Annotated in this window: 10 protein-coding genes; 5 read left to right on the top strand and 5 right to left on the bottom strand. The window is 69.3% G+C overall.

What is annotated here, in order from left to right; all coding sequences use genetic code 11:
* The 3 genes from AC2YHT_RS21205 to AC2YHT_RS21195 all read right to left on the bottom strand — a co-directional run.
* The coding region (locus AC2YHT_RS21205) for a DUF4198 domain-containing protein (RefSeq protein ID WP_487291875.1) at positions 1 to 731 on the bottom strand (731 nt) is incomplete at its 3' end.
* Between the two features lie 14 nt (positions 732 to 745).
* A complete protein-coding gene (locus AC2YHT_RS21200; RefSeq protein ID WP_487291874.1) occupies positions 746 to 1,258 on the bottom strand; it encodes a DUF2271 domain-containing protein in 513 nt (170 codons plus the stop codon).
* Positions 1,259 to 1,274: 16 nt separating this feature from the next.
* Positions 1,275 to 1,904 (bottom strand): PepSY-associated TM helix domain-containing protein, encoded by a 630-nt coding sequence (locus AC2YHT_RS21195; RefSeq protein WP_487291873.1) that lies wholly within the window; start codon positions 1,902 to 1,904, stop codon positions 1,275 to 1,277.
* A gap of 357 nt (positions 1,905 to 2,261) precedes the next feature.
* On the opposite strand from AC2YHT_RS21195, the gene AC2YHT_RS21190 reads away from it, so the two are divergent.
* From AC2YHT_RS21190 to AC2YHT_RS21170, 5 genes are all read left to right on the top strand, one after another.
* A complete protein-coding gene (locus AC2YHT_RS21190) occupies positions 2,262 to 4,184 on the top strand; it encodes a M61 family metallopeptidase (RefSeq protein ID WP_487291872.1) in 1,923 nt (640 codons plus the stop codon).
* An 88-nt stretch (positions 4,185 to 4,272) separates the two neighbouring features.
* Positions 4,273 to 6,072 (top strand): DUF885 domain-containing protein, encoded by a 1,800-nt coding sequence (locus tag AC2YHT_RS21185; protein ID WP_487291871.1) that lies wholly within the window; start codon positions 4,273 to 4,275, stop codon positions 6,070 to 6,072.
* A gap of 254 nt (positions 6,073 to 6,326) precedes the next feature.
* The gene (locus tag AC2YHT_RS21180; RefSeq protein ID WP_487291870.1) at positions 6,327 to 8,738 is read left to right on the top strand and encodes a glycoside hydrolase family 3 N-terminal domain-containing protein; all 2,412 of its coding nucleotides are present in this window, start codon (positions 6,327 to 6,329) and stop codon (positions 8,736 to 8,738) included.
* A gap of 155 nt (positions 8,739 to 8,893) precedes the next feature.
* On the top strand, positions 8,894 to 10,813 hold the full coding sequence (locus AC2YHT_RS21175) for a sialate O-acetylesterase (RefSeq protein WP_487291869.1): 1,920 nt from the start codon (positions 8,894 to 8,896) through the stop codon (positions 10,811 to 10,813).
* Positions 10,810 to 13,650, top strand: a complete 2,841-nt coding sequence (locus AC2YHT_RS21170; RefSeq protein ID WP_487291868.1) for a glycosyl hydrolase 115 family protein — start codon at positions 10,810 to 10,812, stop codon at positions 13,648 to 13,650. Before AC2YHT_RS21175 ends, AC2YHT_RS21170 begins: the two co-directional genes overlap by 4 nt.
* A 136-nt stretch (positions 13,651 to 13,786) precedes the next feature.
* Here the strand turns inward: AC2YHT_RS21170 and AC2YHT_RS21165 are convergent, their stop codons facing one another.
* Together AC2YHT_RS21165 and AC2YHT_RS21160 are read right to left on the bottom strand one after the other, a co-directional pair.
* The gene (locus AC2YHT_RS21165) at positions 13,787 to 14,500 is read right to left on the bottom strand and encodes an energy transducer TonB (RefSeq protein WP_487291867.1); all 714 of its coding nucleotides are present in this window, start codon (positions 14,498 to 14,500) and stop codon (positions 13,787 to 13,789) included.
* 50 nt (positions 14,501 to 14,550) lie between these two features.
* Positions 14,551 to 16,611 (bottom strand): TonB-dependent receptor domain-containing protein, encoded by a 2,061-nt coding sequence (locus AC2YHT_RS21160; RefSeq protein WP_487291866.1) that lies wholly within the window; start codon positions 16,609 to 16,611, stop codon positions 14,551 to 14,553.
* Between the last annotated feature and the right edge of the window lie 147 nt (positions 16,612 to 16,758).

Here is a 16,758-nt window from a genome sequence, read left to right as displayed (position 1 = left end):
CTGGCGTTCAGCCAGTACATGCCGGCTTCCGGCAGGGTGAACTTCACCGCGCCGTCGGGGCCGGTCTTGACCTTGATCTCGCCCGGGTTGGCGCGATAGCGCGAATTGCCCGGCACGATCGTCACTTCCAGGTCGGCGGCGGGCTTGCCGTCGATCACGAACTTGAAGGTCGCGGCCTCGCCGGCCACCACGTCGTTGGGGTGGGTGACAGAAACCAGTTCCAGGCCCTTGCCGGTCGGCTTCACAGCCGTCGGCGCGCCGCGGGTGACGAAGGTCTCGTTGCGGCTGAAGCTCTTGATGGTCTTCAGGTCGGCGGCGCCGGCCGGAACCTGGGCGGCGAACTCTTCGGGCGTGCCACGGAAGCGCTTGACCTGGCCGTTCTCGGTCCAGCTGGCCACGATGTTGGCCGAGGCGGTGCCGATGCGGTAGGTGCCGGGTTTGGCCAGTTCGACGTCGAACACCGAGCGGTACTGGCCGGTCGAGCCGTTCTTCAGCGGTTCGGTCGTGCCGTCCGGCGTGGTGATGACCACGGCGTCCAGGCGCATCGGGCGGTGGTCGGGATAGAACAGCTCGTTCGAGACGGCCGCATCGACCGTCACCCAGGCGCCGTCGCCCGACAGGACGGTGGCGGAGGGCACGATCCAGCCGCGGTGGGCGTTGGCGGCGAGAGGCAGGGCGGCCAGGGCCGCCGTGATGGCGGTGAGGGCCAGGAGGCGCTTGCGGATGTTCATGGCGTTATCCCCTCTTACTTGACGGTGACCGAGACGGCGCCGAGTTCGGCGGTCCCCTTGGCGGTGGCGGTCTTGCCGGGCTTGCCCCAGGTGAACGGGACGCGGACGGCCTCGTGGCCGCCGACTTCGCGGGCGGCCTCGACCACCAGCGTGTATTCGCCCGGCTTCAGCTTGGAGAGCTCGCTCTTGGCGCCGCTGAAGACCAGCTTCTGCGGACCCGGGGCGCGGGTGGCGCTGGTGATTCCGTCGGCCGGGAAGCTCATGGCGCGGCCGGCCTTGCGCCACCACTGGCGCATGTCCTTCAGCCACTTCTGGCCTTTGTCCTCGCGGGAGTCGGCGTCGTACCAGACGGCCAGGGTCGCGGCGGCGCCGGCGTCGGGGCCTTCGACCCAGATGGCGACGTAGGGCTTGTGGTACTCGGCCACGGTCAGGCGCGGGATCTCGACGGTGACGTTGAGGTCGGCGGCCATCGCCGGAGCGCCGACGGCGGCGCCGGCGAAGGTTAGCAGGGAGACGGTGCGCTTCACGGAAGGCGGCCTTTCTCTAGAGGTGGACGAACAGGATCACGAGGAGAAGCGGTATGGCCAGCCCGGCGGCGGTCAGCGGCCAGGTCATCGGCCGCCCGCGGGCGTGGAATTGCAGCAGGATCAGGCCGGTGACCGTGAAGATCACGCAGGCGCCGGCGAAGATGTCGATGAACCAGCCCCAGGCCTTGCCGGCGTTGCGGCCCTTGTGCAGGTCGTTGAGCAGGCTGACCGCGCCGCGGGTGGTCTTTTCGTGCTCGACGGCGCCGGTCTCGCGGTCGATGGCGATCCAGGCGTCGCCGCCGGGACGGGCCAGGGCCAGATAGACCTCGGCGTCGGACCATTCGCCCACGCGGCGGGCGATGTCGGCGTCGACGGCCTTGTCGAGCCAGGTCTCGACCTTGATCGGCAGCGGGCGCTTGCCCTCCACCGGCCCCTTGGCCAGCTCGGCCAGCAGGTCGGCGGGCAGGGTGGCCTTGCGGGTGACGATCTTGGGCTCGGCCTCGATCTGGCCGGCGTGGTTCAGGGTGAAGCCGGTTATCGCGAACAGCAGCATGCCGACCAGGCTGAGCGCCGCGCTGATCCAGTGCCACTGGTGCAACTGCTTCAGCCAGAAGGAGCGGCGGTTCTGTTCGGCGGCGGCTTTCACGGGATTCCAGGGCGGACGAGCTTTGGTGTCGCCGTCCATACTTGAGAGCGACTTGCAATTACAAGACCCGATATCGCTCCAGCGCCGCTTGGAAACAAAGCGCCCGTGATCGGTTCTGCGTGCGGTCGGAAAGCAGGCGGTGCTGAACTCTGCATGCGGGGCCGTCGATCCTGCTGCGGAAAGGCGCATCCCGTTCGACGAAACAGGCGCCTTGCGCCGTCGCCCGGGCCGGGATCAGGCTGGGGCTATATTATAACAGCGTGCGGCCAACTTGGCCTCGACAAGTGGGGCTCAACAAAAGAAACATCCAGGCTTCCTGCCGCGAGGGGACTTCGCGGGCTGCATTGGGGTCGTTTCGTGAAAGCGCTTTTCTTCTCGGTTTCGCTTCTGTCGCTCGTGGGCGGCGCCGCGCTCGCCCAGGACTACCTGCCCCAGCCGGCCCCGCCGACCCCGCCGATCGTTGCCCCGCAGGACGTGGCCTATCCGGGCGTGCTGAAGCTCTACGTCGACGCCACCGACCTCGAGCGCAAGATCTTCGACATCAGGCTGACCCTGCCGGTGGCCAAGGCTGGCCCGCTGACGCTCTATTATCCGGAGTGGGTGCCGGGCGGCCACTCGCCGCGCAACGACATCGACAAGCTGGCGGGCCTGGTCATCACCGCCAATGGCCAGGTGATCCCCTGGAAGCGTGACGTGGTCGAGGTCAACGCCTTCCACATCGATGTGCCGGCCGGCGTGACCGAACTGAACATCGCCTACAAGTTCCTGTCGCCGGTCGAGACCAAGGTCGGCCGCATGGTCATGACCCCGGACATGCTGAACCTGCAGTGGCTGCAGATGACCATGTATCCGGCCGGCCACTTCACCCGCCGCATCGCCGTCGAGCCGACCGTCAAGCTGCCGGAAGGCTTCCAGTTCGCCTCGGCCCTCGAGGTCGCCAAGACCGAGGGCCAGGTCACCGCCTTCAAGCCGACCACGGTCGAGACCCTGGTCGACTCGCCGATGTTCGCCGGCCGCTACTTCAAGTCGGTCGAGCTCGATCCGGGCGCCAAGGTTCCGGTGCGCCTGAACATGATCGCCGACAAGCCCGAGCTCCTGGAGTTCAAGCCCGAGCAGATCCAGATCCACAAGAACCTGGTCCAGCAGGCCTACAAGCTCTACGGCTCGCACCACTACGACCACTACGACTTCCTGGTGGCCCTGTCGGACCAGCTGGGCGGCATCGGCCTGGAGCACCACCAGTCGAGCGAGAACCGCGTCGCGCCCAAGTATTTCACCGACTGGGACAAGGCCTATGTCGGCCGCGACCTGCTGGCCCACGAATACACCCACTCGTGGAACGGCAAGTTCCGCCGCGGGGCCGACCTGTGGACCCCGACCCTCAACACCCCGATGCGCGACAGCCTGATGTGGGTCTACGAGGGCCAGACCCAGTACTGGGGCTACGTCCTGTCGTCGCGCTCGGGCCTGCTCAACAAGGAGCAGACGCTGGACGCCATCGCCATGACGGCCGCCGCCTATGACAGCCGTCGCGGCCGTGACTGGCGCCCGGTGCAGGACACCACCAACGACCCGATCATCGCCAACCGCAAGCCGCTGTCCTGGCTCTCGTACCAGCGCAGCGAGGACTACTACTCCGAAGGCCAGCTGGTCTGGCTCGACGCCGACACGCTGATCCGCGAGAAGACCGGCGGCAAGAAGTCGCTCGACGACTTCGCCAAGGCCTTCTTCGGCGTGGCCGACGGCTCGTACGTCTCGCACACCTACACCTTCGACGACGTGGTGGCGGCGCTGAACGGCGTGGTGGCCTACGACTGGTCGACCTTCCTGAAGGACCGCATCGAGGGCGTGAACCCCAAGGCCCCGCTCGATGGCCTGACGCGCGGCGGCTACAAGCTGGTCTACACCGACACTCCGACCGACTATTTCAAGGTCTCCGAGACGCGCGGCAAGGTCACCAACCTGGCCTATTCGATCGGCCTGACCGTGGGTTCGGACGGCGTGCTCAGCGACGTGCAGTGGGATGGTCCCGCCTTCAAGGCCGGCCTAACCCAGGGCCTGACCCTGGTGGCCGTCAACGGCGAGGCCTATGACGCCGACAAGCTGAAGGCCGCCGTCAAGGCCACAGCCAAGGGCGAGCCGGTCGAGCTGCTGGTCAAGGAAGGCTCGCGCTACCGCACCGTGAAGCTCGACTACACGGGCGGCCTGCGCTACCCGCGCCTGGAGCGCGTGGCCGGCACCCCGGCGCGCCTGGACGACATCCTGGCCGCCCGCAAGTAAGCCCATAGAGCCGTCCGGCGCCCGGGGCCGCGAGGCGCCGGACGGCTTTGCTTCCAGACGCGCGGCCGCGCCTGTCCTGGAAGCCCCCATGTCCGATTTCAACACCTTCGATCGTCGCCAGCTGCTGGCCGGCGCGACCGCCGCCGCCGTATCAACGGCCCTGCCGGCCATGGCCGCCCCGAAGGACGAGCGCGGCAAGCTCTACGCCCTGTTCGACGCCTTCTTCGACGAGGACCTGACCGAGAGCCCCGAGCAGGCGACCAATCTGGGCCTCGACACCGGCGCCCACGCCGGCGCGCGCACGAAGCTGGGCGACCGCTCGATCGCCGCCTGGATCAAGGAGCGCAAGGAGCCGGCCGCCCGGCTCAAGCGTCTGAAGGCGATCGACCGCAAGGCGCTCTCCGGCGACGACGCGGTCAACTACGACACCGCCGCCTACTATTACGGCGCGCGCGACAAGGCCTCGGGCTTCGACTACGGCGCGGTGTCGCGGCCGTTCGTGGTGACCCAGTTCTACGGCGGCTATTCGTCGGTCCCGAGCTTCCTCGACAGCAAGCACGCGGTGGCATCGGCCGCCGACGCCGACAGCTACCTGGCTCGCATGGCCGGCTTCGCCACGGTGCTTGACCAGGAGAGCGAGCGGGTGCGGGCCGATGCCGCCAAGGGCGTGATCCCGTCGGACTTCATTCTCGACAAGGCCATCGGCCAGCTGAAGCAATTTCGTAGCCTGGCCCCGGAAAAGAACGTGCTGGTCGCCTCGCTGGCCCGCCGCGCCAAGGCCTATGGCGACTACGACGCCAAGGCCGCCGCCCTGCTGGCGAGCTCGGTCCACCCGGCGCTGGACCGCCAGATCGAGACCCTGGCCGCCGTCCGCGCCAAGGCCGTGCACGACGCCGGCATGAGCCGCTTCAAGGACGGCGAAGCCTTCTACGCGGCCCTGCTGCGCATCTACACCACGACCGAAAAGACCCCGGACGAGGTCCACCGCCTGGGCCAGGAGGAGGGCGCGCAGATCCAGGCGCGGATGGACGAGATCCTGAAGAAGCGCGGCTTCACCCAAGGCAGCGTCGGCCAGCGCATGGCGGCGCTGAAGGACCTGCCGGGCGAGGCCTATCCCAACACGGACGAAGGCCGCGCCCAGATCCTGGCGTACTGCAATCGGCTGATCGCCGAGATGCAGCCCAAGTTGCCGCAATGGTTCGGGATCACCCCGAAGATCCCGGTCGAGGTGCGCCGCATCCCGCCCTACACCGAGGCCGGCTCGTCGGGCGGCTATTACGAGCGCCCGCCGCTGGACGGCTCGCGCCCCGGGGCCTTCTACATCAACCTGCGCGACACGGCCGAGCGCCCGCGCTACGCCCTGCCGACCCTGACCTATCACGAGGCCGCGCCGGGCCATCACTTCCAGCTGGCTTTAACCGCCGAGGGCAGCCTGCCCAGGCTGCGGCAGAACATGTTCTTCTCGGCCAACACCGAGGGCTGGGCGCTCTACGCCGAGCAGGTGGCCATGGAGATGGGCCTCTACGAGAACGACGACCTGGGCCTCTTGGGCATGTACCAGGCGCGCCTCTTCCGGGCCTCGCGCTGCGTGGTCGACACCGGCATCCACGCCAAGGGCTGGAGCCGCGAGAAGGCCATCGCCTACATGGTCGAGACCGGCGGCGACGACGAGGGCCGCATCACCCGCGAGGTCGAACGCTACTGCGCCAACCCGGCCCAGGCCTGCTCCTACAAGGTCGGCCACACCGTCTGGGCGGCCCTGCGCGAGCGGACCAAGGCGCGCCTCGGCGCCCGGTTCGACATCCGCCGCTACCACGATACGGCGCTGCTGGTGGGGCCGACGCCGCTGACCGTGCTGGAGGGGGTGGTGGACGCCTGGTCGGGGTGACGAAAAGGCGCCTCTCCCATGGGGAGAGGAGGGGACCCGCCGCTTGCGGCGGGGAGGTGAGGGGGTACGCCGTCGGCCGTCTAAACCCCTCACCCTCCCACGCCTGACGGCGCGGGCCCCTCCCTCTCCCTCAAGGAGAGGGGTAAACGAAAGTGACCGGTAACATTTGGGCTTGAGTGGTCTGACAAGCTCTCCCATAGTGTCAGGCAAGACGGCGCGAAGCCGCCGTGACGAAATGCTGGGGAAACGCAAGGATGACCACCACCCTTACCCGCCGCACGCTGGGCGTCAGCCTGGCGGCTCTCGGCGCCGCCATGGCCCCGGTGGTCCGCGCCGCGCCGAAGGCTGTAGGCGACAAGCCGCTCTACAAGGACCCCGCCCAGCCGGTCGAGGCGCGGGTCAAGGACCTGCTGGGTCGCATGACACTTGAGGAGAAGGCCGCCCAGCTGATCGGCATCTGGCTGACCAAGGCCGCCATCCAGACGCCGGAAGGCGACTTCTCGCCCGAGACCGCGTCGAAGAACTTCCCCAATGGCCTGGGCCAGATCTCGCGTCCGACCGACCGCAAGGGCCTCAAGCCCACGAAGGAGGTCAACGCCGCCGCCGGGGCCGACGACGGCTCGGTCGGCCGCAACGCCCCGCAGACCGCCCGCTACACCAACGCCGCCCAGAAGTGGGCGGTGGACAAGACCCGCCTGGGCATCCCGATGCTGATGCACGACGAGGCCCTGCACGGCTATGTCGCCCGCGATGCGACCAGCTTCCCCCAGGCCATCGCCCTGGCCTCGACCTTCGATCCGGAGCTGGTGGAGAAGGTGTTCTCGACCGCCGCCAAGGAGATGCGCGCCCGGGGCTCCAACATCGCGCTCGCACCCGTCGTCGATGTGGCCCGCGATCCGCGCTGGGGCCGCATCGAGGAGACCTACGGCGAAGACCCGCACGTCTGCGCCGAGATGGGCCTGGCCGCCATCCGCGGCTTCCAGGGCAGGACCCTGCCGCTGGCCCCCGACAAGGTGTTCGTCACCCTCAAGCACATGACCGGTCACGGCCAGCCCGAGAACGGCACCAATGTCGGCCCCGCCCAGATCGCCGAGCGGACCTTGCGCGAGAACTTCTTCCCGCCGTTCGAACGGGCGGTGAAGGAGCTGCCCGTGCGCTCGGTCATGCCCAGCTACAACGAGATCGACGGGGTGCCCTCGCACGCCAACCGCTGGCTGCTGACCGACGTGCTGCGCGGCGAGTGGGGCTATCAGGGCTCGGTCCAGAGCGACTATTTCGCCATCAAGGAACTGATCAGCCGCCACAAGCTGACCGACCAGGTCGCCGATACGGCGGTGATGGCCATGCACGCCGGCGTCGATGTCGAACTGCCGGACGGCGAGGCCTATGTGCTGCTGCCGCAGCTGGTGCGGGCCGGGCGCATTCCGGAAGCCGAGGTCGACGCGGCCGTGGCGCGGGTGCTGCGGATCAAGTTCGAGGGCGGCTTCTTCGAAAATCCGTATACGGACGAAAAGACCGCTGACGCCAAGACCGCGACGCCGCAGGCCGTCGCCCTGGCCCGCGAAGCCGCCCGCAAGGCGGTGGTGCTGCTGAAGAACGACAAGGGCCTGCTGCCGCTCGACGGCAAGAAGATCAAGCGCCTGGCCCTGCTGGGCACGCACGCCAAGGACACCCCGATCGGCGGCTATTCCGACGAGCCGCGCCACGTGGTCTCGGTGCTGGAAGGCCTGACCGCCGAGGCCAAGGCCCAGGGCTTCGCCCTCGACTACGCCGAGGCCGTGCGGATCACCGAAAAGCGCGTCTGGGCCGCCGACGAGGTCAAGCTGGTCGATCCGGCCGTGAACGCCAAACTCATCGCTGAAGCCGTCGAGGTCGCCAAGAAGGCCGACGTCGTCGTCCTGGTGCTGGGCGACAACGAACAGACCAGCCGCGAGGCCTGGGCCGACGCCCACCTCGGCGACCGCGACAGCCTGGATCTGGTCGGCCAGCAGAACGATCTGGCCCAGGCGATCTTCGCCCTGGGCAAGCCCACGGTGGTGTTCCTGCTCAACGGCCGGCCGCTGTCGGTGAACCTCCTGGCGCAGAAGGCCGACGCCCTGGTCGAGGGCTGGTACCTGGGCCAGGAGACCGGCAACGCCGCCGCCGACGTGCTGTTCGGCCGCGCCAATCCGGGCGGCAAGCTGCCGGTCAGCATCGCCCGCGACGTCGGCCAGCTGCCGATCTACTACAACCGCAAGCCCACGGCCCGCCGCGGCTATCTGTTCGACCGCCAGACCAGCCCGCTCTATCCGTTCGGCTTCGGGCTGTCCTACACGAGCTTCGACATCGCCGCCCCGCGCCTTTCCAAGGCCAGCATCGGCCAGGGCGAGAGCACGACGGTGTCGGTGGACGTGACCAACACCGGCAAAGTCGTCGGCGACGAGGTGGTGCAACTCTACATCCACGACGAGGCCGCCTCGGTGACCCGTCCGGTGCTGGAGCTGAAGCACTTCAAGCGCGTGACCCTGGCGCCGGGCGAGACGAAGACGGTGACCTTCGAGGTGAAGCCGTCGGATCTTTGGATGTGGAATCTGGCGATGAAGCGGGTGGTCGAGCCGGGGGACTTCTCGATCCTCGTGGGCCCGAACTCGGTGGACCTGAAGGCGACGAAGCTGACGGTGGTTTAGGCAATAGATGCTCCCCCTCTGGGGGAGCTGTCGGCGAAGCCGACTGAGGGGGTGAGCGCCGCGCTGGCCCCCTCCGGCCCTCTGGGCCACCTCCCCCAGAGGGGGAGGATCTAAAACGAACGAGCCGCCTCAGGCGGCCGCGAGGGAGTATCCGCATGCGCCGTGTCGCGCCGATCCTGCTGGCCGCCGTGATGGCCACGCCCGCCGCCGCCCAGGGGCCGCTGCTGAACGGCCTGTTCGCCGACCATGCGGTGGTGCAGCGCGACCGGCCGCTGCCGGTGTTCGGCAAGGCCAAGCCGGGCGAAGCGGTGACCGTCACCCTCGGCGACAGGACCGCCACCGCCACGGCCGGCGTCGACGGCGCCTGGCGCGCCGACCTGCCGGCTCTGGCGGCGGGCGGGCCCTACACGTTGGAGGCCAGGGCCGCCTCGGGCGTGGCGCAGACGGTCAAGGACGTGCTGGTCGGCGACGTCTGGCTATGCTCGGGCCAGTCGAACATGGAACTGCCGGTCGAGCGCGGGAACAACTCGTGGTCGGAGATCCGCTCTGCCAACGACGACGGCCTGCGCATGGCCTATGTCGACCACGCCGACAGCCGCACGCCCCTGAGCGCCTTCTCCAAGCCGCCGGCCTGGAAGAGCGCCAAGCCCGAGGCCGTCGGGTCGTTCTCGGCGGCCTGCTACTACATGGCCCGCGAACTGCGGAAGACCGACAAGACGCCGCTGGGCCTGGTCCACGCCTCGTGGGGCGGTTCGGCGATCGAGGCCTGGATGAGCCCGGCCGCCCTGCGCAAGGCCGGCAACTACGATGACGGCCTGACCACTCTCGAGCTGTCGCTGAAGGACCGCCCGGCCGCCGACCGCCGCTGGGGCGAGACGATCAAGGCCTGGTGGAGCCTGCGCCACAACGGCGCGGACGGCGGGCCGTGGCTCGGCGACGGCGCCTGGACGCCCGCGCCCAAGGGCCTGGGCGTCTGGGAAAGCTGGGGCGTGCCGGCCCTGGCCGCCTTCGACGGCGTGGTGTGGTTCGAGACCTCGGTCACCCTGACCGCCGCCCAGGCGAAAGGCGCGGCCAGCCTCGAGATCGGCATGGTCGACGAGGTCGACACCACTTTCGTCAACGGCCTCGGCATCGGCTCGACCTCCGGCGCGGGCACGGTGCGCGTCTATCCGCTGGCGGCCGGACGCCTGAAGGCCGGGGCCAACCGCATCGTCGTCTCGGCCTTCGACAGCTACGCCAACGGCGGCATGTACGGCGACGCGCCCCGCGCCCTCGTCCTGGCCGACGGAACGCGGATCCCGCTGGCCGACTGGCGCTACCAGGTTGAGCCCAAGGCCAGCGGCGAGCCGCCGCGCGCGCCGTGGGACACGCTGTCGGGCCTGTCGACGCTCTACAACGGCATGCTGGCGCCGATGGGGCCGTGGGCCTTCAAGGGCCTGGCCTGGTACCAGGGCGAGACCAACGCCGGGCGGCCGCAGACCTATCAGGCGCTGCTGACGCAGTTCCTGGCCGAGCGCCGTACGGGCCAGCCCGCCGACATGCCGGCCCTGGTGGTGCAGCTGGCCAACTACGGCAAGCCGCAGCTGGCGCCGGAAGACTCCTGGTGGGCGCAACTCCGAGAGGGCCAACGCCTCGCCGTGGCCAAGGACGGCCACGCCGCCATCGCCGTGATCACCGACATCGGCGATCCGTCCGACATCCACCCCACCAACAAGCAGGACGTCGGCAAGCGCCTGGCGCGGGGCGCGCGCCGTTTGGCCGGCCAAGCTGTCACCAACGGTCCGTCGCCGGTCTCGGCCCGCCGCGTCGGCGATGCGGTCGAGGTGAAGTTCGAGCAGGTCGCCGACCGGTTGGCGGCGCGGGGCTCGGACCGCGCCATCGGCTTCGAGCTGTGCGAGGGCGGCGCTTGCCGCTTCGCCGACGCGAGGGTGGAGGGCGACCGGGCGATCGTCACCATCCCGGCCGGTCTGACCCCGACCAAGGTGCGCTTCGCCTGGGCCGACGCGCCCACTTTCAACGTCTTCGACCTGTCGGGCCTGCCGCTGGGGCCGTTCGAGCTGGCGGTGACGCAATGAGCATCACTGGACTTCGCTCGGCCGCCTCCGTCCTGGCCCTGGCCGCCGCCGTGGCGCTGGCGGCGCCCGTCGCCGCGCACGCCGCCCAGCCGGCCGCGGTCTCGGCGACGCCCGTGGCCGGCGGCTTTACCCTGATCGAAGGCGGCAAGCCCGCGCGGGTCGAGGCCGACGTCACCGACTGGCCCGGCGTGCTGCGCGCGGTGCAGGGCCTGCGCGGCGACCTCTCCAAGCTCTCCGGCGGCGGCCAGCCGGCCAAGGACGTGCCGCTGGTCATCGTCGGCACGCTGGGCAGGAGCGCCCAGATCGACGCCCTGGTCGCGGCCGGCAAGCTCGACGTCTCCAGCCTAAAGGGCCGCTGGGAGGGCTTCGTCCAGCAGGTGGTCGACAACCCGCGTCCCGGCGTCGCCCGCGCCCTGGTCATCGTCGGCGCCGACAAGCGCGGGACGATCTTCGGCGCCTACGACCTTTCCGAACGGGCCGGCGTCTCGCCCTGGACCTGGTGGGCTGATGTGCCCGTACCGGTGCGCCGCGATCTCTCCGTCGCGCCGGGCGCTAACCTGCAGGCGCCGAAGGTCAAGTACCGGGGCATCTTTCTCAACGACGAGAACCCGGCCCTCTACGGCTGGGCCAACACCACCTTCGGCGGCTTCAATCACGGCTTCTACGAGCGGGTCTACGAACTGATCCTGCGGCTGAAGGGCGACTATCTGTGGCCGGCCATGTGGGGCAAGTCGCTCTATGACGACGACCCGCTGAACGCCGTGCTGGCCGATGAGATGGGCGTGGTGATCGGCGCCTCGCACCACGAGCCGATGATGCGCTACCACGTCGAGTGGGAGCGCTACGGCCAGGGGCCGTGGGACTATTCCAAGAACCCCGAGATCCTGCGCCGCTTCTGGCGCGAGGGGATCGAGCGGATGGGCGCCAACGAGAGCCTGGTCACGGTGGGCATGCGCGGCGACGGCGACGAGCCGATGACGCAAGGGACCGCCACCCGCCTGCTGGAGACCATCGTCGCCGACCAGCGCAAGATCATCGGCGAGGTCACCGGCAAGGACCCGTCCGCCACCCCGCAGGTCTGGGCCCTCTACAAGGAGGTGCAGGACTATTACGACGCCGGGATGCGGGTTCCCGACGACGTGACCCTGCTGTTCGCCGACGACAACTGGGGCAACATCCGGCGGCTGCCGAAGCCCGGTGAAAAGCGCCCGGGCGGCTACGGCGTCTACTACCACTTCGACTATGTGGGCGGGCCGCGGAACTACAAGTGGCTCAACACCAACCAGGTCGAGCGCACCTGGGAGCAGATGCGGCGCGCCAATGATGCCGGCGCCGACCGGCTGTGGATCGTCAATGTCGGCGACCTCAAGCCGATGGAGCTGCCGACCGAGTTCTTCCTCGACATGGCCTGGGATCCCGCCGCCATGCCGGTCGAGAAACTCTCGACCTACACCCGCGACTGGGCGGCGGCGCAGTTCGGGGCCGAGCGGGCGGGCGAGATCGCGGTCTTGCTGGACGGCTATACGAAGCTCAATGCGCGGCGGAAGCCCGAGCTGATCGACGGGTCGACCTTCAGCCTAGTGAACTTCCGCGAGGCCGAGCGGGTGGAAGCCGAATGGAGCGAGCTGGAGCGCCGGGCCGAGGCCGTGCGCAAGGCCCTGCCGAAAGCCCAGGACGACGCCTTCTTCCAGCTGGTCTGGTTCCCGATCGCGGCCTCGGCCAACTTCAACCGGCTCTACATCGCCGTCGGTCGCAACCGGCTCTACGCCGAGCAGGGGCGCAGCGGGGCGGCCGCGCAGGCCGACAAGGTCGAGGCCCTGTTCGCGCGCGACGCCGAGCTGACGCGCCAGCACGACGCCATCGCCGGCGGCAAGTGGGTCCACATGATGGACCAGACCCACATCGGCTACACCGGCTGGCAGCAGCCCGACCGCAACATCCTGCCGGAGCTGGCGCGTCCGGCCGTGCCGCACGCGGCGGTGACGGGCGTCGCCATCGAGGGGCGCGAAGCGTCGGTGGACGGTGCGGCCGACCTGCCGCCGCTCAGCCGCTGGGGCGCGGCCTCGCGCTGGATCGACGTGTTCAATCGCGGTCCGGCCCAGATATCCTTCGAGGCGACGTCCGGCGCGTCCTGGCTGAAGGTCGCGCGTGGTTCGGCCGGACCGGGCGGCGATACGCGGCTGGAGGTGTCGGTCGACTGGGACAAGGCCCCCACGGGTCGCCATCGCGTGCCGATCACCGTGAAGGGGACAGCCGCCCAGGCCGTCGTCGTCACCGCCGTGGTCGACAATCCCTCCCGCAAGCCGGCCAAGGGCGCCTTCGTCGAGGCCGGCGGGCCGTTGGCCATCGAGGCCGCGCACCACGCCAGGGCGACGGCGGCGGGCGGCGTCGGCTGGACGGTGATCCCCAATCTTGGCCGCACGCTTTCGGGGGTCACCACCTCGCCGACCACGGCCCCGGCCAGTGAACCCGGCAAGGGTCCGGTGCTGGACTATCTGGTGGATTTCGAGGCGGCGGGGCCGGTGGACCTGTCGGTCCTCGTCTCGCCGGGCCTGGACGTCACGGGCGGCGGCGGCCCGCGCTTCGCCGTGTCGATCGACGACGGCGCGCCGGTGGTGGTCAACACCATTCCCGACCCGTCGGAGAAGGCCTGGGACAAGGTGGTGGCGGATAATATCCGTGTGCTGACGATATCGCTGAGCGTCCCGTCGGCGGGGGCGCATCGGGTGCGGCTGTGGCGGGTGGATCCGGGCGTGGTGTTCCAGCGGCTGGTGATTTCGCGCGGGCCGGCGCCGGAGAGTTATCTCGGGCCGGTGGAGGGGACGCGGGCGAACTAGCAAGGAACCTCCCCCTGTGGGGGAGGTGATCGCGAAGCGATCGGTGGGGGGAGCGGCTGCGAGCTCGGCCGACGCCTCGAAAGCTGAAAACGTCCCCCCACCGGCCTTTGGCCGCCTCCCCCAGAGGGGGAGGTTCCTAGTTCGCCAGCGAAAACTCCACCGGCGCGTCCATCTCGATCCGATCGCCCTTCACCATATGCGGCGGGGCTGGGAACGGATCGGAGCGGGCGACCATGGCGCGGACCTCGGCGTCGAGCAGGGCGTGGCCGGTGGGGCCGGTGAGGCGGCATTCCAGCACGTGGCCGGCGCGGTCGATGACGAAGGTCACCTGGGCTGTGCCCTGCTGCTTCCGCATGCGAGCGGCCTTGGGATAGGTCTTGTGGGCCTCCAGCCAGGCGCGGACGCGGGCGGCGTAGCTGCTGCTGGACCCGACATGGGCCTGGACGCTGTCGGCGTCGCGCTGGCCGGCGGGCGGCTTGGCGGCCGACGCCTCCATGGCGCGGGCGGCGGCGGGCACGGCGGCCTGGGCCGCGGCGGGCGCGGCCTGGCGCGGGGCCTCTGAAGGCGGAGCAGGGGAGGGCGGCGCGGGCTTGGGCGCGGCCTGGGCCAGCCAGCCGTCGGGACGCGGCGGCAGCGGCTTGGGCGTCGGCTTTTCAGGCTGGGCCGGCTCCGGCGGCGTGGGTTCGCTCACCGGCGTCGGCGCAGGATCGGCGTCGGGCGAGGCCGCGTTGTCGGTCTGGTCGAGGGCCGGGTCGCCCAGCGAGATCAGCATGGCCGTCTCGTCCATCACGGCGAGGACCGGCTTCTGCTCCCACTGGATCACGGCAAGGCCAAGGGCGCCGTTGATCATCAACGACGCCCCCGTCGCCCAGGCTCGAACGTGCCAGGGCGTCTTCATTTTCAGAACGTCTTGCCGAGGGTCAGCTTGAACGTCCGGCCTTCGGCGTCCAGCGACAGCAGGTGGCGCTGGAAGGTCTTGTCGAACAGGTTGTCGACGCCGGCCTGGACCTCGAGCCCTTGCAGCAGGCCGTCCTGCGGCTTCCAGGTCACGAACAGGTTGTGGACGGCGTAGCCCGGCGTGGCCAGCGAGGTGGAGGTCACGTGGTTCTGGGCGTCGGCGAACTCGCCGCGCCAGCCGGCCGTCAGGTTCTGGGTCGGGAAGACATAGCCCAGGGTCAGGTTCAGGGTGTCGGCCGGGATGGTGTTGAGATAGGCCCCGGTCAGGCGGTTCTCGCCGTCGATCACCGACACCGAGCCGCGGGCGAAGAACTGCTTGGCGCCGTATTCGGCCTCGACCTCGACGCCCGAATAGCGCGCCTCGCCGACATTGACGAAGTAGCTGGAGGTCGAGGTGCCGCGCGTGATCAGGTTCTTCACGTCGTTGCGGAAGACGGTGGTCTTGAAGCGGAACTGGTCGCCCTGGCCGAACAGGTCACGGAACTGCAGCGTGCCGCCGACCTCGATGTTGTCGGACTCCTCGGGCTTGAGGTTCAGGCTGTAGTTGGTCGAGGCCGTGGCCGTGCGGCTGTAGATCTCGTCCAGCACCGGCATGCGCACGGTGTGGGCGACCGAACCGAACACCGAGGCCCATTCGGTCAGGCTGTAGAGGGCTGCGATCTTGGGCGAGACGCCGTTGTCCTTGACCACCGTGGTGGTGGTGACGCCTTCGCCCGGCTGCAGCTTGGTCCAGTCGACGCGGACGCCCGGGATCAGGGTCAGCTTGCCGAGCACGACCTCGCCCTGGGCGAACAGGCCGTACTTCTCCATGTCGCCCTCGGGGTGGGTGGCCGCGCCGTGGTTCGTGCCGGTGGCGGTGCGGCGCGGGTTGCGGCGCTCCTGCTTGTAGGCCTGGGCGCCGATCGTCAGGAACGCCACGTTGTCGCCGCCGAGGCTGAACTTCGAGACGTTCTGGGTGCGGGCCTGCAGGGTCTTGTACGAGAACTCCGACTCCAGCACGCCCGACAGGAAGGTCGTGTCAGTCTGGTTGACCTTGGTGTTGGCGTAGGAGACCTGGGCGGCGACGTCGAAGAGGTCGCTGCCGTTGAAGTCGTTGTTGTAGCCGATCACGGCCGTGTCGTCGGTGGTCTTGCGGCGCACCGGGGTCGTGGCCAGGGCTTCTGACTGGTCGTAGATCTGGGTGCTGTCGTTCTTCCAGTTCTGGTACGAGGCCCAGACGTTGTGGCCCTTGGCCCCGCCGATGAAGTAGCGGCCCTTGATCAGGTAGCTGTCGGAGCTGGCTTCCGAGGCCGCGACCTCGACGCCGTCGCCGTTCTCGTAGTTGTCGCTGCGGCGGCTGGTGTACATGCCCAGCAGCTCGGTGTTGGCGGTCGGCTTCAGGGCCAGGATGCCCGAGCCGAAGCGGGCGTTGGCGTTGCTCTCGACGCCGCCGCGCAGGCGCACGGCGAAGCGGTCGCCGTCCTTCAGGAAGTCGCCGGCGTCCTTGCTGGTGAAGTTGACCACGCCGGCCAGGGCGCCCGCGCCGTAGAGGGTGGACGAGGCCGGGCCGCGCAGCACTTCGACGCGCTTATAGAGCTCGGGATCGCTGAAGAACGAGCCCATCCGGTATTGCTCGTAGAACTTCGTGACGCCGTCGATCTGCATCAGGATGCGGCTGTCGCTGTCGGCCAGGCCCGTGCCCATGCCGCGGATGTTGAAGCCTTGGCCCAGGGCGCCGACGCCGCCCATGGTGTTGACGCCGGGGATGCCGGCCAGCAGGTCGCCGATGGTCGAGGCCTGGGCGTTGTCGATGGCTTCCTGGTCGATCGTGGTCACCGCCTGGGGCGTATCGATCGCCACCTTCTCCTGGCCCGCCGAGACGACGACCTTGCCCAGCGACAGCTTGCTGGCGGTCGCGGTGGTGGTGGCCTCTTCGGAGGTTTCAGCGGTCTGAGCCTGGGCGAGGCCCGCGAGGGCGAGGTTGGCGACGCCGGCCAGCAACAGGCCGCGCGTCCGCTTGGACATGCGCATGGAATATCCCCAAAATAAGCGAATAAGAATCATTCGCAGACTATGGGCGAGCGACTCCCGACAGAGCGCCTCGCCGAACGGCGACGCTTCTGGCCGCCTTTTCGCCTAAATGCAAGTGACTCTCAGTAGCGTGTGGCGCGG

Source organism: Caulobacter sp. SRI_008 (assembly GCF_057586355.1).
The sequence above is the reverse complement of the archived record's forward strand: the minus strand, read 5'-3'. Positions and strand labels throughout refer to the sequence as shown.

Coding starts and splice junctions, on each gene's coding strand:
- AC2YHT_RS21185 (WP_487291871.1), top strand. CDS start 4,273: ATGTCCGATTTCAACACCTTCGATCGTCGCCAGCTGCTGGCCGGCGCG.
- AC2YHT_RS21180 (WP_487291870.1), top strand. CDS start 6,327: ATGACCACCACCCTTACCCGCCGCACGCTGGGCGTCAGCCTGGCGGCT.
- AC2YHT_RS21175 (WP_487291869.1), top strand. CDS start 8,894: ATGCGCCGTGTCGCGCCGATCCTGCTGGCCGCCGTGATGGCCACGCCC.
- AC2YHT_RS21170 (WP_487291868.1), top strand. CDS start 10,810: ATGAGCATCACTGGACTTCGCTCGGCCGCCTCCGTCCTGGCCCTGGCC.
- AC2YHT_RS21165 (WP_487291867.1), bottom strand. CDS start 14,500: ATGATCAACGGCGCCCTTGGCCTTGCCGTGATCCAGTGGGAGCAGAAG.
- AC2YHT_RS21160 (WP_487291866.1), bottom strand. CDS start 16,611: ATGTCCAAGCGGACGCGCGGCCTGTTGCTGGCCGGCGTCGCCAACCTC.